Annotated in this window: 23 protein-coding genes and 1 tRNA gene; 19 read left to right on the forward strand and 5 right to left on the reverse strand. The window is 64.5% G+C overall.

Features of this window, described 5'->3' with window-relative positions; all coding sequences use genetic code 11:
* Positions 1–21: 21 nt before the first annotated feature.
* Complete coding sequence (locus G3I74_RS09820; RefSeq protein WP_203594659.1) at positions 22–927, forward strand: TonB-dependent receptor; 906 nt, start codon at positions 22–24, stop codon at positions 925–927.
* A 43-nt stretch (positions 928–970) separates the two neighbouring features.
* Here the strand turns inward: G3I74_RS09820 and G3I74_RS09825 are convergent, their stop codons facing one another.
* Entirely contained in the window at positions 971–2,005 is a 1,035-nt protein-coding gene (locus tag G3I74_RS09825; RefSeq protein WP_164211413.1) for a 2Fe-2S iron-sulfur cluster-binding protein, read from the reverse strand.
* Between the two features lie 86 nt (positions 2,006–2,091).
* Here G3I74_RS09825 and G3I74_RS09830 point away from each other — a divergent pair, with 86 nt between their 5' ends.
* From G3I74_RS09830 to phnE (G3I74_RS09865), 8 genes are all read left to right on the forward strand, one after another.
* The gene (locus G3I74_RS09830) at positions 2,092–2,412 is read left to right on the forward strand and encodes a putative signal transducing protein (RefSeq protein WP_164211414.1); all 321 of its coding nucleotides are present in this window, start codon (positions 2,092–2,094) and stop codon (positions 2,410–2,412) included.
* Positions 2,405–3,178, forward strand: a complete 774-nt coding sequence (locus tag G3I74_RS09835; protein WP_164211415.1) for a lysophospholipid acyltransferase family protein — start codon at positions 2,405–2,407, stop codon at positions 3,176–3,178. Before G3I74_RS09830 ends, G3I74_RS09835 begins: the two co-directional genes overlap by 8 nt.
* Complete coding sequence (locus G3I74_RS09840; protein WP_164211416.1) at positions 3,168–4,190, forward strand: YheT family hydrolase; 1,023 nt, start codon at positions 3,168–3,170, stop codon at positions 4,188–4,190. Before G3I74_RS09835 ends, G3I74_RS09840 begins: the two co-directional genes overlap by 11 nt.
* The gene (locus tag G3I74_RS09845; protein WP_203594660.1) at positions 4,169–6,193 is read left to right on the forward strand and encodes a tetratricopeptide repeat protein; all 2,025 of its coding nucleotides are present in this window, start codon (positions 4,169–4,171) and stop codon (positions 6,191–6,193) included. The genes G3I74_RS09840 and G3I74_RS09845 overlap by 22 nt, the downstream gene beginning before the upstream one ends.
* A gap of 61 nt (positions 6,194–6,254) precedes the next feature.
* Positions 6,255–7,214, forward strand: a complete 960-nt coding sequence (locus G3I74_RS09850) for a phosphate/phosphite/phosphonate ABC transporter substrate-binding protein (RefSeq protein ID WP_164211418.1) — start codon at positions 6,255–6,257, stop codon at positions 7,212–7,214.
* Positions 7,215–7,244: 30 nt separating this feature from the next.
* A complete protein-coding gene (gene phnC / locus G3I74_RS09855; protein ID WP_164211419.1) occupies positions 7,245–8,045 on the forward strand; it encodes a phosphonate ABC transporter ATP-binding protein in 801 nt (266 codons plus the stop codon).
* Entirely contained in the window at positions 8,045–8,827 is a 783-nt protein-coding gene (gene phnE, locus G3I74_RS09860) for a phosphonate ABC transporter, permease protein PhnE (protein WP_164211420.1), read from the forward strand. Before phnC ends, phnE (G3I74_RS09860) begins: the two co-directional genes overlap by 1 nt.
* Positions 8,824–9,615 carry a phosphonate ABC transporter, permease protein PhnE gene (gene phnE / locus G3I74_RS09865; protein WP_164211421.1) on the forward strand — a complete coding sequence of 264 codons (792 nt, stop codon included), beginning with the start codon at positions 8,824–8,826 and terminating at the stop codon, positions 9,613–9,615. The genes phnE (G3I74_RS09860) and phnE (G3I74_RS09865) overlap by 4 nt, the downstream gene beginning before the upstream one ends.
* Before the next feature lie 78 nt (positions 9,616–9,693).
* Here the strand turns inward: phnE (G3I74_RS09865) and coq7 are convergent, their stop codons facing one another.
* Entirely contained in the window at positions 9,694–10,332 is a 639-nt protein-coding gene (gene coq7 / locus G3I74_RS09870; RefSeq protein WP_164211422.1) for a 2-polyprenyl-3-methyl-6-methoxy-1,4-benzoquinone monooxygenase, read from the reverse strand.
* Positions 10,333–10,383: 51 nt separating this feature from the next.
* Between coq7 and G3I74_RS09875 the strand changes: the two genes are divergently transcribed.
* From G3I74_RS09875 to G3I74_RS09905, 7 genes are all read left to right on the forward strand, one after another.
* Positions 10,384–11,094 (forward strand): DUF481 domain-containing protein, encoded by a 711-nt coding sequence (locus G3I74_RS09875; RefSeq protein WP_164211423.1) that lies wholly within the window; start codon positions 10,384–10,386, stop codon positions 11,092–11,094.
* Positions 11,094–11,420 (forward strand): (2Fe-2S) ferredoxin domain-containing protein, encoded by a 327-nt coding sequence (locus G3I74_RS09880; RefSeq protein WP_164211424.1) that lies wholly within the window; start codon positions 11,094–11,096, stop codon positions 11,418–11,420. Before G3I74_RS09875 ends, G3I74_RS09880 begins: the two co-directional genes overlap by 1 nt.
* Positions 11,421–11,523: 103 nt before the next feature.
* The gene (gene rplM / locus G3I74_RS09885) at positions 11,524–11,952 is read left to right on the forward strand and encodes a 50S ribosomal protein L13 (RefSeq protein WP_164211425.1); all 429 of its coding nucleotides are present in this window, start codon (positions 11,524–11,526) and stop codon (positions 11,950–11,952) included.
* Between the two features lie 25 nt (positions 11,953–11,977).
* Positions 11,978–12,370 carry a 30S ribosomal protein S9 gene (gene rpsI, locus G3I74_RS09890; RefSeq protein WP_164211426.1) on the forward strand — a complete coding sequence of 131 codons (393 nt, stop codon included), beginning with the start codon at positions 11,978–11,980 and terminating at the stop codon, positions 12,368–12,370.
* 25 nt (positions 12,371–12,395) lie between these two features.
* Positions 12,396–12,469, forward strand: a tRNA-Gln gene (locus G3I74_RS09895).
* 479 nt (positions 12,470–12,948) lie between these two features.
* Entirely contained in the window at positions 12,949–13,830 is an 882-nt protein-coding gene (locus G3I74_RS09900; RefSeq protein ID WP_164211427.1) for a hypothetical protein, read from the forward strand.
* A 451-nt stretch (positions 13,831–14,281) separates the two neighbouring features.
* A complete protein-coding gene (locus G3I74_RS09905; protein ID WP_164211428.1) occupies positions 14,282–15,121 on the forward strand; it encodes a choice-of-anchor D domain-containing protein in 840 nt (279 codons plus the stop codon).
* Positions 15,122–15,286: 165 nt separating this feature from the next.
* Here the strand turns inward: G3I74_RS09905 and G3I74_RS09910 are convergent, their stop codons facing one another.
* The gene (locus G3I74_RS09910) at positions 15,287–15,799 is read right to left on the reverse strand and encodes a hypothetical protein (RefSeq protein ID WP_203594661.1); all 513 of its coding nucleotides are present in this window, start codon (positions 15,797–15,799) and stop codon (positions 15,287–15,289) included.
* A 33-nt stretch (positions 15,800–15,832) separates the two neighbouring features.
* Between G3I74_RS09910 and G3I74_RS09915 the strand changes: the two genes are divergently transcribed.
* From G3I74_RS09915 to G3I74_RS09925, 3 genes are read left to right on the forward strand one after another with little or no spacing between them, the layout of a single operon-like run.
* Complete coding sequence (locus G3I74_RS09915) at positions 15,833–17,014, forward strand: sensor histidine kinase (protein WP_164211429.1); 1,182 nt, start codon at positions 15,833–15,835, stop codon at positions 17,012–17,014.
* Positions 17,011–17,652 carry a response regulator gene (locus G3I74_RS09920; protein WP_164211430.1) on the forward strand — a complete coding sequence of 214 codons (642 nt, stop codon included), beginning with the start codon at positions 17,011–17,013 and terminating at the stop codon, positions 17,650–17,652. Before G3I74_RS09915 ends, G3I74_RS09920 begins: the two co-directional genes overlap by 4 nt.
* 35 nt (positions 17,653–17,687) lie before the next feature.
* Positions 17,688–19,334, forward strand: a complete 1,647-nt coding sequence (locus tag G3I74_RS09925) for a M28 family metallopeptidase (RefSeq protein WP_164211431.1) — start codon at positions 17,688–17,690, stop codon at positions 19,332–19,334.
* Here the strand turns inward: G3I74_RS09925 and G3I74_RS09930 are convergent.
* Both G3I74_RS09930 and G3I74_RS09935 read right to left on the reverse strand, forming a co-directional pair.
* Complete coding sequence (locus G3I74_RS09930; protein ID WP_239056822.1) at positions 19,331–19,639, reverse strand: hypothetical protein; 309 nt, start codon at positions 19,637–19,639, stop codon at positions 19,331–19,333. The two genes, G3I74_RS09925 and G3I74_RS09930, sit on opposite strands and share 4 nt — an antisense overlap.
* Positions 19,629–20,543 (reverse strand): patatin-like phospholipase family protein, encoded by a 915-nt coding sequence (locus G3I74_RS09935; RefSeq protein ID WP_164211432.1) that lies wholly within the window; start codon positions 20,541–20,543, stop codon positions 19,629–19,631. Before G3I74_RS09935 ends, G3I74_RS09930 begins: the two co-directional genes overlap by 11 nt.
* Positions 20,544–20,545 lie beyond the last annotated feature (2 nt).

The raw sequence follows: 20,545 nt of genomic DNA on the forward strand, positions 1-20,545 counted from the left end.
CTCCCCGATCAAGAGGCCAAGATGATGCGTCTGTTTTTTGCTCTGGCATTTGTTGCAGCGTCCACTGCCGTGCTGGCCCAGCCGTCCGGCGAGGGGCAGAGCCCCTGGCAGACGTTCATCGAGGGCGGTGTCGTCCACCAGATCGACACCGACCTGGACGAGGGCGGCAGCTATTCGGCCACGCGCGCCAGCATCGAGGCCGGCCTGGCCTTTGCCACCGGACCGCGCGACAGCATTGGCGTGTCGCTGGGCTACACGCGCGACGATTACCGTTTCGATGGCTCTTTAGGTCTGGCCGGTCGGGACCCCTGGGGTTCCCTGCACGAGTACCGGGTCAGCGTGCCCTGGCGCAAGGGTTTTGGCGAACGTATCAACGCTTTCGCCCTGCCGTCGCTGCGCTGGAGCGCAGAAAGCGGTGGTGATCTTGGCGATGCCATGACCGCCGGACTGATCGCCGGGGCCAATTACCGCGTCAGCGACCGGCTGAGCATCGGGCCGGGCATCGGCGTGTTCGACGAGATCGAAGACAGCGTCAACGTCTTTCCCATCCTGCTGATCGACTGGCAGATCACCGAAACGCTGGCGCTGGAAACCGGCGGCGGGCTGGGCGCGACGCGAGGCCCCGGACTGCAGCTGAACTCGACCGCCATCGAGGGCTGGACGCTCAGCCTTGGTGGGCGGTATGAGACCTATCGCTTCCGCCTCGACGACGACGGCGCGGTGCCCGATGGGGTTGGCGAGGAAAAGGGCGTGGCCATGTTTCTGGCCGCCAGCTACCGCTCCAGTCCGGGCGTCAGCGTCAGCGTATTGGCCGGTCTCGAGCTCGACGGCAAGCTGAGGCTGGAAGACAGCAACGGCGACAAGATCCTGAGCGATGACGCCGACCCGGCGCCGTTTGTCGGCTTCGCCTTCCGGGCCCGGTTCTGATGCGGTTAGAAAACGCCTCACCCTGGCCCGGGCGAGCCGCTTTTCAGCTCTGATTGATCGGCACGTCCGGGGCAAAGTCAAAGCTGTCGTAGAACAGGCGGTCTTCGGGTACGCCGGCGCCCAGGAAGGCCTCGCGCCCGGCGCTGACCATGGCCGGTGGACCGCTCATGTAGACGTCGTGGTCGGCCAGGTCAGCGACCTGACGGATCACGGCTTCATGGACCAGGCCGCTTTCGCCGCTCCAGTCGCTGCCCGGTTCGACCAGCACGGGCGTGAAGCTCAGGTCCGGGTGCTGCTCCATCCAGGTTCCGATCAGTTTGCTCGCATACAAGTCGGCTTCGGTCCGTACCCCCCAGAACAGTCCGACCGGGCGCGGATCGCCGGCCTCGATCAGTTCCTCGACCATGGATTTCAGAGGCGCGAAACCGGTGCCACCCCCCATCAGGATCAGCGGCCGGTCCGACGATCGGCGGATGAAAAACGTGCCCAGCGGCCCCTCGAAGCGCAGGATGTCCTTCGGTTTCATGGTCTCGAAGACCTGGCCGGTGAACCCGCCGCCGCTGACGTGCTTGATGTGCAGTTCGATGAAATCGGTTTCCGAGGGCGCCGAGGCAATCGAGAAGGCCCGGCGCTTGCCGTCGGCCTGGATGATGTCGATATACTGCCCGGCCAGGAACTGCAGGCGGGCAGCTTTCGGCAGCTTCAGGCGCAGGCGCATGATTTCGGGGGTGAATTTCTCCAGCGATTCGACCCGGGCCGGCAGCTTGCGCACCGGGATATCGGCAACCTGCTCCAGCTCGCGCGCCTCGATGACCAGATCGCCTTCCGGCACGGCCTGGCAACTGAGCCCGAAGCCGGCGTAGAGGTCGTTGAACTCCAGCGCGCTGGGCGGATTGTAGGGATAGCCGACCGTGCCTTCGACAATGCGGCACTTGCAGCTGGCGCAGGTGCCGTTCTTGCAGCTGTAGGGCAAGACGATGCCGTGGCGCAGGGCGGCGCTCAAGACGGTCTCTCCCGGGCGGGCCGAGAAGCTGCGGCCGCTGGAGGCGACGGTGATCTGGTTGGCGGGCTGACTCACGGTATTGATCGGTTTGAGTGGGTGATGAAGCGCGCACCTATGCTACGCTTCGCGCCCTATTGTCGCCACGCCGGGCACTGAATTTCGTGAGCAAGTGGGTCCGCGTCCATACCGCCGACAATCCGCCGGAAGCCGTTTTTATCCGCGGATTGTTGGAAGCCGAGGGCATCCCGGTACAGCTCAAGAGCATGGAACTGTGGACCGCTGCGGTCGAAATCTACTTCGCCGAGGGTGCCAGACCATCGGTTTGGGTGCCGCGCAACGCGGTTGCCGAGGCCGAGCGGGTGCTGGCCCAGCGGGATCGAAGCGGCAGCGGCCGGGGCTGGACCTGCGGCTGCGGAGAACAACTGGAGGCGCAATTCACCACCTGCTGGCGCTGCGGCCAGGGTCGACCTGAGCATGGCTGAGTACTCTGCGAAATCGCGCTGGTTCGGCTGGCCCCTGCTTTGGCGCCTGCCGCTGCTGCTGGTCTGGGTGATGCTGCTGCCGGTCGGGCTGCTGGCGTTTCTGCCGGGAATTCGCGAGCTTCCCGCCGGCGAGATGAAGCTGCACATGCGGGTCCATCGGCTGTGGACGCGCGGCGTGGTCGCCGTGTGCGGCGTGCGCCTGCGCGTCAGCGGCAGCCTGCCGCCACCGCCTTGCCTGGTGGTTGCCAACCACATCACCTGGTTCGATATTCCTGTGCTGCATGCGCTCTGGCCGATGGGTCTTGTGGCCAAGGTCGAGATCCGCAGCTGGCCGCTGATCGGTCGCCTGGCCGAGATCGCCGGCAGTATCTTCATCCAGCGTGGCAGCCAGGAATCCCGGCGGCGGGTGAATCGTCGCATGGCGGCCCGGCTGCGGCGCGGCGAGATGATCGGCGTTTTTCCCGAAGGCGGGATCCATCCCGAGCGCGGCGTGAAGCGCTTTCATGCCCGCCTGTTCGGCAGCGCCATTCGCGCCCGCGTGCCGGTCGTGCCGCTGGCGATTCGCTACTGGCGCGAGGGCAATCAGCATGACACGGTGGTGATGGGCCTGGGCGACAGCCTTTTTAGCAGCGGGTTCCGGTTGTTGTCGCAGCCTGGACTGGAAGTTCAGGTCACTATCGGTCAGCCGATCACCGACTGGCACATCGGCCGCGATGCGCTGGCGCGTCGGACCCAGGACATCATTACGGGATTTTATGAAGCCTGACGCTGCTCCTTACGCTGGCTGGCCGGCGTTTGCTCCAAAGGGCTGGCTGGCCAATCCGCACGTCCAGTCCCTGATGACCTCAGGGCCCTGGCGCAAGAGGGCGGTTCGACGCCAGGCGCGCGAGTTCCTTTCCCGCAGTGAGCCGGAAGTGATCCGGGCCAGTGACGGCACCCGCCTGCTGGGTTACCGCAACCGGCCACGTCAGGGCGAGGTGATGCGTCGAGATGCGCTGGTGATCCTGCTGCACGGCTGGGAGGGCAGCGTCGACTCCAACTATATGCTGGCCTCGGCGGTGGCCCTGGATGCGGCCGGCTTCGACACGTTTCGGCTCAATTTCCGCGATCACGGCGAGTCGCACCATCTCAATGAGGGTCTTTTCCATTCCTGCCTGCTGACCGAGGTGGTTGACGCGGTCGGTCAGCTTCGCCAGAACTATGGCGATCGTCCGGTGTTTCTTGCCGGCTTTTCGCTGGGGGGCAATTTCGCCCTGAGGGTGGCCCGCAATGCACCCGAGCACGGTTTCGAGTTGAACCGGGCGGTGGCGGTCAGCCCGGTCATCCGTCCACGCCACGTCCTTGACGCGCTTGAAGAGGGCCTGGCCGTTTATCATTATTATTTTGTTTACAAGTGGCGACGCTCGCTAAGAATCAAGCAAGCGCTTTATCCGGAAAAATACCGCCTTGAGGAATGGTTCCGGATCAGGGACCTGCGCGAACAGACTCGCTGGCTGGTGGAAAACCTGACCCGGTTTCCGGACCTGGACAGCTATCTGGAAGGCTACTCGATCGCCGGCGACTACCTGGTTGGACTGCAGACGCCGTCGCTGCTCGTCTCGGCGATTGATGATCCAATCATTCCGGTCAGCGACATTCAGGCCCTGCCGGATATCCCCGCACTGGACGTGGAGCTGCTCGAGCGTGGCGGCCACTGCGGGTTCATTGAGACCTGGAGCATGGAAAGCTGGATCGAGAAACGACTGATTGGAGAACTATGTCAACACCTGAAAACCTGATGGGCGAGATCCGTTCCATGCTGCAGGAAGGTCGCTACGCCGACGCTTCTTCGGCCTGCCGCGAGGCGCTGGGCGAGGCGCCCGACAGCCCGGATTTGAGAATGCTGATGGGTCTTTGCGACGAGGCCGCAGGGCGGATCGACAGCGCTCGGGCGTGGATGGAAAAGTCGCTGGAAAAAGACCCGGACCATCCGGCCGCCGGCTATCACCTGGGTCGGCTTCTGCTGGCGGCGGGCGAGGATGAACGGGCCCGGGCTGTGCTAGAGCAGTGCGTCGCCCAAGATCCGAATCATGCTGCCGCGCGTACCTTGCTGGCGCGATTGGCGCAGCGCGCCGGTCATCTGGATGAGGCGGTCGAGGGTCTGCGAACCGCGCTGCGCGCCGACGACAAATACGCGCCAGCCCACGCCGGGCTGGCGGCGCTGCTTCTGCGGAAAGGGGAGCTTGACGCCGCCCACGAGCACGCCAGTCGCGCCATCCGGCTGCGACCGGCCGACGCGTTCAGCCAGGTGACTATGGCCCAGGTTTTTCAGGCCCAGGGCCACATGGATTTTGCCGAGCAGTGCCTGCGCAACGCGCTCGAACAGCAGCCGGAGCATCCGCAGCTGCGCGCTGCCATGGAGCAGCTCCAGCGCGTGCAACAGTCCGGCGGCGACGACGCCAATACGCCAGACTCCTTGCTGGCGCGAATGCGTTCTCACTATCGCGCCGGCCGCACCGGACCAGCGGCCGAAATCGCCCTGGCCCTGCAGCATCGTCTTGATCGGTCCGCACCCGAAGCGCTGGAGCTCGCCGAGGTGCTGATGGATGCCGGTCAGGTCCAGGCCAGCGCCGACGTGCTCGAGCGCGCCGATTCGACCCTGCCGCGTCATGGCCTGACCCGGGCCCGGCTGGCCGCGGTCAGCGGGGACATGGACCAGGCCCTGGCGCAGCTGGCCGAGCTGTTTGCCAGCGATCAGGCCGAGCTGCGCCACGATGCTCGCCGCCTGGCCGCCGACCTGCATCTGCGCAGCGGACGCATGGCGCCAGCGCTGGAAGTACTCACCCCCTTGCTCGACGAATCGACCCTGCCGCCTTCGACGATGCGCATGATCGCCCAGCTCGAGCACGCCGGTGGCGAAACCGCGACCGCGCGCAAGCTGCTGGAGTCCTTGCTTGAGCGCGAAGAATTATCAGATGGCGAACGTGCGGTCACCCACAATCTGCTCGGACGGGTCCTGGATGAATCGGGCGCCTACGCGGCCGCGGCCCGTCACCTGGTCCAGGGCGGCTGGCGCGAGCCGTTCATGGTCGGCGAGCTCGACCAGGTCAGCCCCGCCGAGCTGCGCGCGGCCTGGGCGGGGCTGGAGGCCTGGCCGCACAATGATCAGCCGGTCGACGACGGCCGGCCGGCGCCGCTGTTCGTCGCCGGCTGGCCCGGCAGCGGGCGCGAGGCCCTGCTGCCTGCGCTGGCGGGACTGGGCGCTTTGCAGGTGCTGGTGCCGGCTGAGTTGATGCGCCGAAGGGAGCTGTTGGGTCTGCCGGCGGCGCCCGAGCGCCTGGCGAGTTTAAGCGAAAGCGACATCCGCCGGGTTCGCAAGCGCTACGTGCTGGGCGCCGCGGAAGCGCCGGCCGGGCCGCTGGAAACAGGCCTGCCGGAGGCCACGGCGCTGCCGGCCATCGCGCGCTTTTTCCCCGGCGCGCGCATCCTCTGGCTCAAGGCCTCGGCGCCGGCGCTGCGCCTGCACTGGCGCCTGGCCGGCTGTCGCGATATCGAGCGCATGGTCGAGGTCTGGCAAGCCGAGGAAAAGCTCTACCAGCACCTCAAGCCGCGCCTGCCGCTGACGTTTATCGAACTGGAGACCGACCGGCTGATCGCCGAGCCGGAAGCGGCAGCCGGCGAACTGGCCGAAGCGCTGGGCCTGGAAGACCCAGGTTCTCTGGGCACAGCGCTGGCCCAGGCCCTGGGCCAGGCCGGCTACCGCGAGGCTGACCACTGGCGCCATTACCGCGAAATCCTGTAACAGCCGGGGCTGTCATGCACCCGTTACACTCAGCCGGGGTAAATCCGCTAGGATGCGCCCTGTGAAGCGCGCACTTGTCCCCATTCTGGCCCTGGTGCTGACCGCCTGCTGCCCCGAAGAGCAGGTGGACGAGCGCGGCTGGCCCAAGGAACTGGTGCTGGGCCTGGTCCCGGCGCTGGAGGCCGAGGCCCTGGTCGACAACCTCGAGCCGCTGACCGATCACCTGGAAGAGGTGCTGGGTATCCCGGTGCGCTCGTTCGTGCCGCAGGACTACACCGGCCTGGTCGAGGCCCTGGGCTCGGGCCGGGCCGATATCGGCATGCTGCCGCCGTTTGCCGCCATGCTGGGCCAGCGCCGCTACGATATCGAATCGATCCTCATTTCCGTGCGCCGGGGCGAGACCGGCTATCAGTCGCAGTGGTTTACCAATGATCCTGCGGTGTGCGAGGGCGAGATCGAGTACGTCGAGCGCATCTGCGAGTCGCGCCAGCCCGGCCGGGAGAACGTGATGCGCAAGTTCGCCCGCTGCCAGGGCAGCCTGGAGGCCATGCGCGATGAATCGGTGGCTTTCGTCGACCCCAACTCGACCTCGGGCTTCCTGTTTCCCGCCGTTCAGCTGCGCGAGATCGGCATCGATCATCAACGCGACCTCAACAGCCTGTTCGTCGGCGGCCATGACGCGGCCGTGCTGGCCGTCTATGGCGGCGATACGCGCTTCGGGGTGAGCTACGACGATGCCCGCAACATGATCTGCAACCAGTACCCCGATATTGGCGAAAAGGTCATCGTGTTCGAAGATGCGCCGCTGATTCCCAACGACGGCGTCCAGGTGCGCCCCGGTCTGCCGGCCGACCTGCGCCAGGCCGTCATCGATGCCTTCATCGACCTGGCCGAGTCCCAGGCCCACCTGCCCGACGACGAAAAAGTGCTGTGGGTGCTCTACGAAATCGACGGCTTCACCCCGACACCGGACGGCATCTACGACCCGGTGCGCGACGCCTACGAACTGATGCGCAACTAGCGCTCGTCTGCTTCACGATCTGGATATCGCATGGATAACAACAGCAACCAGGGGTCGATTCGCTTCAGCGACGCCAATATCGTCTACCCCAACGGCACGGTCGGGATGAAGGATCTGAACCTGGAAATCAAGCCGGGCGAGTTCGTCGTCATCGTCGGCTCGTCAGGCGCCGGCAAGTCGACCCTGCTGCGCGCGATCAACGGTCTCAACAAGATGACCTCAGGCACGGTCGAGGTCGACGGCGAGGCCGTGCCGCAAAAAGACGGCCGCGAGCTTCGGCTGCTGCGCAAGCGCGTCGGCATGATCTTCCAGGACTTTCGCCTGGTCAAGCGCCTGACCGTGATGTCCAACGTGCTGATCGGCCGCCTGGCCCACGTGCCCGGCTGGCGCGCCATGCTCAACCTGTGGCCGGCCCACGACAAGGAGGTGGCGATGAAGGCCCTGGAGCGGGTCAGCATTACCGAGAAAGCCTGGGTCAAGGCCTCGCAGCTGTCCGGCGGCCAGCAGCAGCGTGTCGGCATCGCCCGCGCCCTGGCTCAGGAGCCGGCCATCATCCTGGCCGACGAGCCGGTGGCCTCGCTCGATCCGGTCACTACCCACCAGATCATGCAGGACCTGGTCCGCATCAACCGCGAGCTGGGCATCACCACCCTGGTCAACCTGCACTTTCTCGATCTGGCGCGCAAGTACGGCCAGCGCATCATCGGCCTGCGCTTCGGCGAACTGGTCTACGACGGCTCGGCCAAGACGGTCACCGATGAGGATTTTCGCGATATCTACGGGCGCGATTTCACCGAGGACGACGTGCTCGACGAGGACGTGGTCGGCTGATGAGCGCTGTGCCCGCCAAACCGCCGCGCAACTGGCTTGCCTGGGGCGGCACGATCGCCTTCCTGGTCGCCATGACCTGGTGGTCGGCCCACGGCATCGGCTTTTCGCTGACCGAACTGTTGTGCAACCTGGCCGGCGGTTCGCGCCTGCTGCAGGAATCCTGGCCGCCGGATTTCGCCTTTCTGCCGCGGCTGTACGAGCCGTTCATGGAAACGATCAACATTGCCATCATCGGCACCGTGGTCGGCGGCATCCTGTCGATACCGGTCGCCGTGCTGGCCGCGCGCAATCTGACGCTGGGCCGGGTAACCTGGTTCGTCGACCGCAACTTCATGAACATCCTGCGCACGCTGCCCGATCTGTTCTGGGCCATGCTGTTCGCCACCGCGGTGGGCTTCGGCCCGGTGGCCGGTGCCCTGGCGCTGTCGGTGTTCACCGTCGCGGTGATCTCCAAGCTGTGGTCGGAGTCGCTGGAGGCGATCGACATGGGCATGCCCGAGGCGGTGCGCGCGGTCGGCGGCACATGGCTGCAGATGGTCCAGTTCGGCGCCATCCCGCAAGGGCTGCAGCACTACGTGTCCTACGCGCTCTACGCCTTCGAGCTCAACGTGCGTGCCTCCATGGTGCTGGGCCTGGTCGGCGCCGGCGGCATCGGCATGATCCTGGAAGTCCAGCGCGCCAACTTTGAGTACGAACGCGTGAGCATGATCATCCTGGCCGTGCTGGTGGCAGTCCTGATCATCGAGCAGATCTCGGAGACGATCCGGAGGCGCCTGGAATGAGCACGCAAACCGGCCTGCTTCAGCCGCAAAAGCGCATCGGCTGGGCGACCTGGGCGACCTTCATCATCGCCGCGCTGTTTTTGTGGTCGCTGATCGCGATCGAATTCTCGCCCGGGCGGATGATTCAGGTGCCGGCCCAGGTCGCGCGCGTGCTGTCGTTCTTCTACCCGGCCGACATGGCCTACGGCTGGAGTGCGGTGCTGCCGGCGATCATGGAGTCGATCCAGATCGCCTGGATCGGCACCATCATCGCCGCCATTTTGTCATTGCCGCTGGCCCTGTTCGGGGCGCGCACGCTGTTTCCGCGCATGGCCCGCCTGGTCAAGCTGATCTCGGCCACCGCGCGCGCCTTTCCCGAGATCCTGCTGGCGATTTACTTCGTGCCCATCGTGGGCCTGGGTGCGTTTGCCGGCGCGCTGGCTATCGGGATTTCCTCGGTCGGCATGCTGACCAAGCTGGGGGCGGAGGTGGTCGAGTCGATCGACTTCGGCCCGGTCGAAGCGGTCGAGGCCTCGGGTGGATCGCGGATTCTGGCCTTGCGCTACGCCGTGGTGCCGCAGGTCCTGCCCGAAATCGTCGCCCACTGGCTGTTTCGCTTCGAGCTCAACATCCGTGCCTCGGCCGTTCTCGGCGTGGTCGGCGCCGGCGGTGTCGGGGGCGTTCTGCTAAACACCTTGCGCTACCGCCACTTTGAAAAAGCCGCCGCCGTGTTGCTGCTGACGATTATCGTGGTGTTGGTTATTGATATGGTTTCGGGCGAGATCCGGCGGAAGATTATTCGGGGGTGATCTGGGTCGGGTTACGGGTTATGGAGTTACCACCAGCTCAGGCATTTCCGTAACCCGTGACCCGTAAACCGTAAAGCGTCAAACCCGATACACGATCGCCTTCATCACCCCGGCCGTGAACGCCATAAGCTGCTGGACCGGCGCCGGGACGGTGCGCGCGCCGTGCTCGACCGCCATGTCGGCGTGGCGGGCCTCGTCCTCGGCCATCTGGGCCACGATGGCGCGCGACCGTTCGTCGCCGGGCGGCAGGGTGTCCAGGTGGTCGTTGAGATGGGCCTCGACCTGGCGCTCGGTGGCCTCGACGAAGCCCAGGCTCCAGCGGTCGCCGGCCAGACCGGCCGCCGCGCCGATGGAAAACGAGCCGGCATACCACAGCGGGTTGAGCAGGCTGGGACGGCTGCCCAGCTCTTCCAGGCGCTCGGCGCACCAGGCCAGGTGGTCTTCTTCCTCGCGCGCGGCCTGCTCCATTTCGGTGCGTACCTTCGAGGTACGCGCCGCGGCGGCCTGGCCGGCATACAGGGCCTGGGCGCAGACCTCGCCGGTGTGATTGATCCGCATCAGGCCGGCGGCGTGGCGGCGCTGATCCTCGTCGAACTCCACGTCTGGCGTGTCGCCGGCCGGGGACGGCGCCGTCCCGCCCGGCGGTGGCCCCAGCACCACCCGCAGCGCCTGATCGATGTTGGTCAGCCAGCCGTCGTACAGTGTCTTTTGGCGCATTCCCAATCCTCGTTATAATGCCGCGCATATCTAGCTGGGAAGTGTAAATCAATGCGCTGCAAATTCTTGTGGGCCGGGGCCTTGCTGCTGGCCGCCTCGGTTCAGGCGGATTTCGCCGGAACGGGTGAACTGGGACTGGTCGTCAATCGCGGTAACAGCGAAACCGAGGCCGCCAACGCGCGCCTGGAACTGCTGTGGAACACCGAGCAGTGGGAAAACGAGGCCACGGCGGTCGGGGTCTACGCCAGCGACAGCGGCGAGACCAGCGCCAACCGCTTCACCTTGGCCAACACCCTGAACTACAACTTGAGCGAGCGCAGCTACATCGGCGGGGCGCTGCGCTACGACCGCGACAAGTTTTCCAGCTTTCGCTACCAGAGCTCGGTGGCCGCCAGCTACGGCTACCGCGTATGGATGGGCGAGCCGCACAGTCTGACCATCGAGGCCGGTCCCGGCTACCAGTTCAATGAAATCCGGGCGACCGGTCGAACGGAAAATCAGGCCATTGCCCGCGCCCTCCTGGACTACCGCTGGCAGATTTCGGAGTCCACGGAACTGACCAACCGGCTGCTGGTCGAGTCGGGCAGCGAAAACACCTTCCTCGAGAACTCGCTGGCGCTGACCGTGGCGATCAACTCGCGGGTCGCGCTGGGTTCGGGCGTGACCGTGCGCCACAACACCGACGTCCAGCCGGGCAGCGAAAAAACCGACACCCTGACCACGCTGTCGCTGGCCTACAACTTCGGTTCGGCCGCCGAGTAATGGGCTACTACCGCCATCACCTGTTTTTCTGCACCAACCAGCGCCCCGACGGCGCCGAGCGGCCGTCGTGCGCCCAGTGCGACTCGCCGCGCCTGCGCGGCTACGTCAAAAAAAGGCTTAAAGATCTGGGCCTGACCGGGGCCGGCGGCATCCGCGCCAATACTGCCGGCTGCCTGGACCGCTGCGAGGAAGGCCCGGTGCTGGTGGTCTATCCGGAAGGCGTCTGGTATACCTACGTTGACGAAGACGATCTCGACGAGATCATCGAGTCCCATCTGATCGGGGGCAAGCCGGTTGAGCGGCTGATGCTGCCTGAGCCGGTCTGACGGCCAGCGGCATAAAAGTAATGGCCCTTGCGTTACCTGCGGCGTTCCGGTAAAATTTCCGCTCTTTCGCGCAGCACTTTAGAACAGCGAGCCTGGAATCCGCATGAAAACCTATTCCGCCAAACCGCAGGACATTCGTCGGCAGTGGCACCTGGTCGACGCCGATGGCAAGACCCTGGGCCGCCTGGCCACGGAAATTGCCCGCCGCCTGCGGGGCAAGCACAAGCCCGAGTACACGCCGCACATGGACACCGGTGACTACATCGTCGTGGTCAACGCCGAGAAAGTCCACGTCACCGGCAACAAGCTGGCCGACAAGATGTATTACCGCCACACCGGCTATATCGGCAATCTGAAGTCGACCAACCTGGAAAAGCTGCTCGCCAGCCATCCGGACCGGGTCATCCAGCAGGCGGTCAAGGGCATGATGCCCAAGGGCCCGCTGGGCCGGTCCATGCTGGCCAAGCTCAAGATCTACGCCGGCGGCGAACATCCGCACACAGCCCAGCAGCCGCAGCCGCTGGAACTGTAACCAACAAGAATGACCAGGACAGACCATGGCAACTGAACAGTACTACGGCACCGGCCGCCGCAAGACCTCCACCGCCCGCGTTTTCGTGCGCCGCGGTTCGGGGCAGATTACGGTCAACCGCAAGCCGCTGGATGAATTCTTCGGCCGCAAGACCGCCCAGATGATCGTCCGCCAGCCCCTGCAGCTGGTTGACATGAGCGAAACCTTTGACGTCAACGTTACCGTCAAGGGCGGCGGCACCACCGGCCAGGCCGGCGCCATCCGCTTAGGGCTAGCCCGTGCCCTGATGGAATACGATGAAGCTCTGCGCCCGCCGCTGCGCAAGGCCGGCTTCGTGACCCGCGACGCCCGCGCCGTGGAACGCAAGAAGATCGGCTTGCACAAGGCCCGCAAGGCCACCCAGTACTCGAAACGTTAAGTTTCGGAGTTCGGGGACGATCTCTTGGGGGATCGTCTAGTGGTAGGACTACGGACTCTGACTCCGTCAGCGGGGGTTCGAATCCCTCTCCCCCAGCCAGATACAGAAAAACCCGCCTAGTGCGGGTTTTTCTGTATCTGGCTGGGGGAGAGGATTGGTTCGAACCCCGAGGTTCGAAACCGCGCGCAGCCCGGTTCGATGTGGAGCTCGCGCCAGCGAGCGCAGCACCCGCAGCGAAGCGGAGGGCAAGCCGCGCAGCGGCGCAGTCCATCCCTCTCCACCGCTCCCGCTGCAGTAATCGACTAACCGGCTAGGCTTGCTTTTCAGTTCCGTGTCAGGAATCCTCCAACCGGGGCAATCAAAAGAACCGCGCCCAAAATGACGCGATTCCCCGCCTTTTTCCGTTTACACCTACAGGAACCCGAAAAATCAGGCGGCGCCGCTGCGCCCTTAGCCACTATCGGTGGCGTGGTTGCGGACCCGGACGGATTGCCCTACACTACGGCCAACTGAGGGCAAACCACCTGGTCGCCGATGTTTGGGGTCGAAAATTGGCAGATCAGATGAGGACAAATTCCATGAGCAAGCTTTCCAAAAACAGCAAACGCATTCTCGGCGTTGCCGCAGCCTGCCTGATGCTGGCCGGCTGGTCGGCCTCCAGCCAGGCACGAGATTGTGTGGTTACCAACTGGCTCGGTGGCCAGCCCGGATTGAGCGATGGCAATGCCGGCAAGCAAGATACGCAGGCGACATCTAATAGACGGTATGCCGGACACTGTGGTTTGCGGGTTCCAGTTGATGGTACCCCCCGCTTCGTGACTGACAATTCACCTGCCCCAGAAGACACTTACATTGCCCGTTTTTACGTCTTCCTCGACAACGCCGGCTCCGACGAGATTGTTCTATTTTCCGCAGACGACGGCACGGATGCGAAAGTGCAGATTGTTTACAACGCTCCTACGTCGGGTGATCTGACATTGGAAGTGGTCGATTCAAGTAACGACGTGAACGAGCTAACTTTCGATGATGTTGGCGCTGGCTGGCATTCTGTGGAATTTGCTTGGGAAGCTTTGGAATCCGCAACGATTGCGTTTTCCTTAAACGGCTCTGATGATCTTACGAATACGATCAACACTTCAGGAATCGCGCTGGCTAATGCCAACCTTGGTAACGTTTCTGGCGCAGGCTCGGCTGGTACGAATAGTATTGACTTCGACGATTTTGACTCTCGGCGGAGTTCACGTCCTGGTCGGCTTTGCCGAGGATTGACGAACCTCTCGCGTTCATCCCTGGATCTGCAGGATGCGTTGAATATTTTCGACGAATTTGCGAGTAATGGTAATACGCCGGCCGATGGCCAGCCTGATTACAACGAGGACGGCGTGGTCGACTTTGACGATGCTCTGCTTGTGTTTTCCAGATTTGCGTCGGGCAACGAGGATTGCGCGTCGAACCTGTAGAAAGCAATTTTCGTCTTAACCACATAAATAACATTTGGAAGGGTAATTAGTGATGCACAAGTTAAGTTCACGATTCGTCGGAAGCCTTTTGGCACTCTCAGTGGTCGGGCTTTCCTCCACTGCAATGGCCCAGGAATTTTCCGTGTCCTCGGAGACCGCGTTTGTCGGCGACACAACCGTCACGGTCGATTGGACTTACACCGCTGGGGCGAGTGTGCAAGGGATCGGCGTAGATATTGAGTTTAACGAAGCTCTCTTGACTCCGGTAGCGACTGGTGCGGACGTAGACAATTGCGTGGCCGACGCAACTGCTGACCAATCATCGTGTCAGGTAATAGCCACAGATACTATTCGAGTTTCATTGCTTAACTTTGGCGATCCTCTAGATACACAGGGCGGGACAATAACTTTCACTATCGCTGAGACTGCGTCAGATGGCGATTCAAGCCCCATGACCCTCACGCTCGCCAGCGTGACTCCGACTGCGTCCGTGGAGCTTGGAACTGAAGGAGGCGTTTCAATCACTAGCGGTCCCCAGTCGCAACTGGCGCTGACACCCGATCCCCTGGCTTTCGGCACTGTGGACCTCGGCAATATGCCCGTTACTGAGTCGTTCACGCTGAGTAACGAAGGAGAAGCGGACGCTTCGAATATTGACGTTTCGCTGGCCGGCCCGGATACCGAATTCACCATCGCTAGCAACGGCTGTGGCAGCACGTTGGCCGCTGGGGCAGATTGCACAATCACGATTCAGTTCAATGCCGCCGACAACGGTGACTACACCAACGCAATTAACATCACCAGCGACGCTGATGTGAATCCGAATCCATCGGCCGGCATTACCGGCTCTGCAGATTCCGTGGCCAACCTGAGCGTGACCCCGCCTTTCGGCCCGGTTGACCTGGGAACGATTGTCGTTGATACCACGGGAACGGCCAATGGCTCGATCAGCAACTCCGGTTCTGCTGCCGGCGACTTCTCGTGCTCCCTGACCGGCGATCCAGAAATCTCGACCAATCCGACGCCACTGTCCGGCACGGTTCCGGCGGGCGAATCCGTTCCCTTTAGTCTTGCCTGTGCCGTGCCCGACACCGCTGAGGAAGGCGATACGTATAGTGCCAGCCTGGTCTGTACAGGGGATAATGGCTTTTCGGGCACCCATGAGATTTCGTGTGCTGCTACCGAATTCGAGCCGCTGCCCGTACCGACCATGACGAACTGGAGCATCGCGCTGTTCGCCCTGATGATGCTGCTGGTCGGCGGTATGAGCATCCGGTTCTTCCGGACGTAATAAACGAGCAACGGGGCCGGCTTCGGCTGGTCTTGGATAGAAAAGAAAAACCGCCGGGTGCTGCCTGGCGGTTTTTCTTTTAAGGGTTTACGGGTTACGCGTTACGGTTTACGGGCTGGACTGGGGCGGGTTTTCCGTAACCCGTAACCCGTAATCCGTAACCCCTCAGACCCGCACTCCCCCGCTAGCCGCCAAAATCCCCCGCCCCACCAGCCACGCCCGCGCCTCCGCCGCGTCTTCCTCAAACCACTTCCGCGCCGACCCCAGCCGAAACGAATACCCCCAGGCATCCATATCGGCCATGCAGCGATCGCGCCCGAAGCCGGGCAGGCGGTCGGCGAGCAGGATCTGCAGATAGCACACCGCGTTTTCCTCGTCGTAGTCGCCGCCGGCGTTGGTGTGCAGTCCCTGACGACGATCGTCGTCCATGCACAGCCAGTGGCAGGCCTCGTGCAGGATGGAGTGGATTGGGGTGTCGTCCCGGGCGTACAGGCGGTTTTCGATCAGCCCGGCCTCTTCGTCGCCCCAGAAACTGCCGGGGATGGGCTGGCGATTCTCGATCCGCTCAAGCTGCAGGCCCAGTCGCTCAAGAAAGCGGCGGACCGGCTCGGCGCCCAGGTCGGCCAGACGGATCACATCAGCGCTGTTGGTGTCTTCGATCAATGACCTCTGCCCCATGGCGTGGACGGTGAACCGGATTAGAATAAACCCATGACCGACCGCCTGCTCCAGTCCCTGACCCGCCTCGGCGAGCTCCAGCCCGTTGACTGGCTGCGCTACATGGGTTTTCTGGTCTGGCTGCTGGCGGCCGTGCCGCTGCTGATTCTGCCGCTGGTGGCCAGCGAGCCGCCGACGCCCGGCGCGATGGTGGGCTGGTGGTCCGGGGCGGTACTGTTTTTGCTGGCTTTCATCCACCCGGCCGTGCGCCTCCAGCGCCGCTCGCCGTTCTGGCTGCGGGTGGCGCTGCTGGCGGTGATGTCGGTTTCGGCCTTTGCGGTCAACTATTTCACCCGCTCCGGCATCGGCAGCCTGCTGGCCATGGTGGTCGCAGCGCTGCTGCCGTGGATGCTGCCGGCGCTGCCCGGCATGGCCTGGGTCGGGACGCTGGCGCTGGTGTTCGGGGCCTGGGTGATCTTCACGCCTGAAGGAACGTTCTTGCTGGCGCTGATCTTTGTGCTGATGAATCTCGGCCTGACCCTGTTTCCGTTCATCGCCTCGCTGCTGGCGCTGCAGCAGGTCCAGGCCCGCGCCGACCTGCGCCGGGTCAACTCCGAGCTGCTGGCGACCCAGTCGCTTTTGGCCGAAAACACCCGCATCGCCGAGCGCGTGCGGATTTCGCGCGATCTGCACGACCTCATCGGCCATCACCTGACCGCGCTGACGCTCAACCTGGAGGTCGCCAGCCACACCAGCGACGGCAAGGCCAAGGAGCACGTCGACCAGGCCGCGTCGGTGGCCCGGCTGCTGTTGTCGGACGTGCGCGAGGTGGTCGGCGATCTGCGCCGCGACGGCCAGGTCAATCTGCGCGAGGCCCTGCAGGTGCTGGCCGAGGGCGTGCCGCAGATCACCATTCACCTCGACATTCCCGAGCACCTGGCCCAGACCGAGCCCAGCCACGCCCAGACCCTGCTCAGATGCGCCCAGGAAGTCATCACCAACGCGGTCCGCCACGCCAACGCCGCCAACCTCTGGATCGAACTGGAATCCGGCCGCGACGGCATTTCGCTGCGCGCTCGCGACGACGGCCACGGCGCGGCCGAGCTGATGCCCGGTAACGGGCTCAACGGCATGCGCGAGCGCCTGCGCGAACTGGGCGGGCGGCTGGATATTTCCACCGCTCCGGGGGTAGGTTTCCAGCTGCGCGCCTGGATGCCGCTGGACAAGCCCTTATGATCCGGGTGATGCTGGTCGACGACCAGACCCTGGTTCGCCAGGGCGTGCGCTCGCTGCTGGAGCTGTCGGACGATATCGAGGTCATCGCCGAGGCGGTCGACGGCGATAGCGCCATTCGGACCGTGCCCGAGCACGCCCCCGACGTGCTGCTGCTGGACATGCGCATGCCCGGCAAGAACGGCCTGGACGTGCTCCAGGCCCTGCAGGCAGCCGGCAGCCTGCCGCCGACCATCATCCTGACCACCTTCGACGACGAAGAGCTGGTGCTGGCCGGCATCCGCGCCGGCGCGCGCGGCTACCTGCTCAAGGACGTGGCCCTGGAAGACCTGCTCGAGGCCGTGCGCTCGGTCGCCGCCGGCAAGACCCTGGTCAAGCCGGCCGTCACCGAGCGCCTGCTCAAGGGCCTGGGCCAGCTCAACACCGGCTTTTCGGCCCTGGACCAGCCCGACCCCCTGACCGAACGCGAGACCGAGATCGTGCGCCTGATGGCCGGCGGCTACTCCAACAAGGAAATCGCCAGCGCGCTGAACGTGGCCGAGGGCACGGTCAAGAATCACGTCTCCAACATCCTGTCCAAGATGGGCGTGCGCGACCGCACCCGCGCCGTGCTCAAGGCTTTCGAGGGCGGATTGATCTAGAATCGAACCCCGCGACTCAACCACAAGACAACCCCATGCACCAGTTTTTCGCCCTTTCAGCGCTTCTTGCCACACTCGGTCTTTCTGCTGCAGCCACGGCCGAACTGCCGCCGGTGCCGGGCGACGGTGTCGATCCGGCCCGCTATGGCCAGTACATGGCGACCCTGGCTTCCAACGAGTTCGAAGGCCGAGCGCCGGGTACGCGCGGTGAGCGCCTGACGGTCAACTACCTGGTCGAAGAGTTTGCCGAGCTGGGGCTTGAGCCCGGCTACGGCGACAGCTACCTGCAGCCGGTGCCCATGGTCGAGATGACCAACGAGGCGCGCTCGCCGCTGAACCTGGCGCGCGATGACGAGCGCTGGCAGATGGCATACCCGAACGAGATGATCACCTGGTCGCGGCGCGGCGGTCGCGAGCCGCACGCGATCGAGGGCTCCGAGCTGGTGTTTGTCGGCTACGGCGTGGTCGCCCCGGAATATGACTGGGATGACTACGCCGGCCTGGACGTCACCGGCAAGACCGTGGTCATCCTGGTCAACGACCCGGGCTTTGCCACCGGTGATGAAACCCTGTTCAACGGTCGCGCCATGACCTACTACGGCCGCTGGACCTACAAGTACGAGGAAGCCGCCCGCCAGGGCGCGGCCGCGGCGCTGATCGTGCACGACACCGAGCCGGCCTCGTATCCGTGGGAAGTGGTCACCAACTCCTGGTCACAGGCCCAGTTCGAGCTTGGCGATACCGGCGACGAGGCGCTGATGGCGATCGAGGGCTGGATCACTCTGGACGGGGCGCGCGACCTGTTCGCGCGTAGCGGCGAGGACTTCGATGCCCTCATGAACGACGCCAAGGCGCCGGGTTTCGAGGCCGTGGCGCTGGGCACGACAGTCTCGGCCAGCGTGCGCCAGAGCGTGCGTACCGGGGTGTCGTACAACGTGCTCGGCCTGATCCCGGGCAGCGAGCGCCCCGACGAAGCGGTCATCTACATGGGCCACTGGGACCACCTGGGCCGCAATATGGCGCTGCCCGGCTCGGCCGGCATCTACAACGGCGCCGTCGACAATGCCACGGGTATCGCCGGGCTGCTGGAGCTCGCAAGGCTTTACCGCGAAGGCGGCCAGCCCGAGCGCAGCGTGCTGTTTCTGGCCGTCACGCTCGAGGAATACGGCCTGCTGGGCTCGCGCTACTACGCCAACAATCCGGTGTTTGCGCCCGAGAATACGGTTGCGGCCATCAACATGGACGCCATGAGCCTGGTCGGGCCGACCCACGACGTGGTCGTGGTCGGCTATGGTTCCTCCGAGCTCGAGCCGTTGCTCGAGCAGGCCGTGGTCGAGCAGGGCCGGCGCATGGTGCCCGAGCCCTCGCCCGAGGCCGGTTTCTACTACCGCTCCGACCACTTCAACTTCGCCCGCGCCGGTATCCCCGCGCTCTATGCCAAGGGCGGTGTGGAGCACCGCGAGCTGGGGCGTGACTACGGATTATCGGTCGAGCGCGACTACCGCGATCGCCGCTACCACAAGCCGGCTGACGAGTTCGATCCCGACTGGGATCTGACCGGCGTGGCCGAAGATTTGGAACTTCTCTACCGCGTGGGTCGCGGACTGGCGGATGGCGAGGGCTGGCCTAACTGGTACCCGGGCAACGAATTTCGTGCCATTCGGGAACGCCAGCGGCCCTAAGCATTGCCGACGTCGCGGTCGCGAGGAGAGTGCAGGTACTCGCTTTCTTCGGCCGACTGCATGACCTGGCGGGCAAGTTCCTCGATGCGCTCGCTGGCGCTGAGCATGTCGTCCTCGTTGGGCACGTCCTGGGGCTGGTGGGCATAGAGCCAGTAGTGCACGGCGCCGGCGATCAGGCCGTCGGCCAGCGCCCAGGGGTCAGCATCCGGGTTGGCGTCGGCCAACTGGTTGCCCAGGGCGACGACCGCGTCGGCGGCTTCGTCGAACAGATCCTGGTTGACTTCGTCGATGTCGTCATCCTGCATCGGGGTATCCCTTGTCCTTGTTCTCGATGGCGGCCCGGGTCAGCCCGGCGCCCAGGTCGATGACCCGGCGGGCCCGATGGAACTCGTGGACCATACACGCGTTCTTGGGAATCCGGACCACCAGGTCGGGCTGAAAAATGGCCAGGTGCTGCCGGGTCAGGGCCGCCTCCATGGTATCGAGCGAGCGCATCATCACCGCGAACAATCCCGGCTGGGTCTCGCTGGGGTCTTTGTCGCCGGCGAAATTGTCGACAAAATCCCTGAGCTTGTCCCACACGCTGCCCTCGCCGGAGTCCTTTTCGGTTTCGTTTTCTTTTTCATCCAGTTTGGGGTCGGCCGGTCCGTTGACGTCGGCGACCATGGTCAGGTTGGTCATGCAGCGCAGCGTCGGGGCGACCGGGATCGGGTTGAGCAGACCGCCATCGACCAGCACGCGGTTGCGATAGCGATGGGGCGTAAAAATGCCCGGTATGGCAATGGACGCCCGAATCGCGTCGAACAGCGAACCTCGATCCAGCCACACCTCGCGGCCCTGCTCGATGTCGACGGCCACGGCAGTAAAATCGATCTTGAGGTCGCGGATTTCGAGATCGCCGACCAGTTCCTCGAGCTTGCCGATGATCTTGCGGCCCTTGATCAGGCCGCCGCCGGCAAAGCTCCAGTCGACCAGCGACAGCACGTCGGATTGCTTGAGGCCGCACACCCAGTCTTCGTAGGCCTGGAGCTGGCCGGCGGCGTGAATGCCGCCGACCAGCGCACCCATGCTGCTGCCGGCGATCGCCTCAATCTCGGCCCCGGCGTCTTCCAGCGCCCGGATGACGCCGATGTGGGCCAGGCCCCGGGCGCCGCCCGAGCCGAGCACCAGCGAGACGGTTTTTCCGGACAGGGGCTTTTGCTCACTCATGC

It is taken from the genome of Wenzhouxiangella limi, assembly GCF_010499265.1.
GTDB lineage: Bacteria > Pseudomonadota > Gammaproteobacteria > Xanthomonadales > Wenzhouxiangellaceae > Wenzhouxiangella > Wenzhouxiangella limi.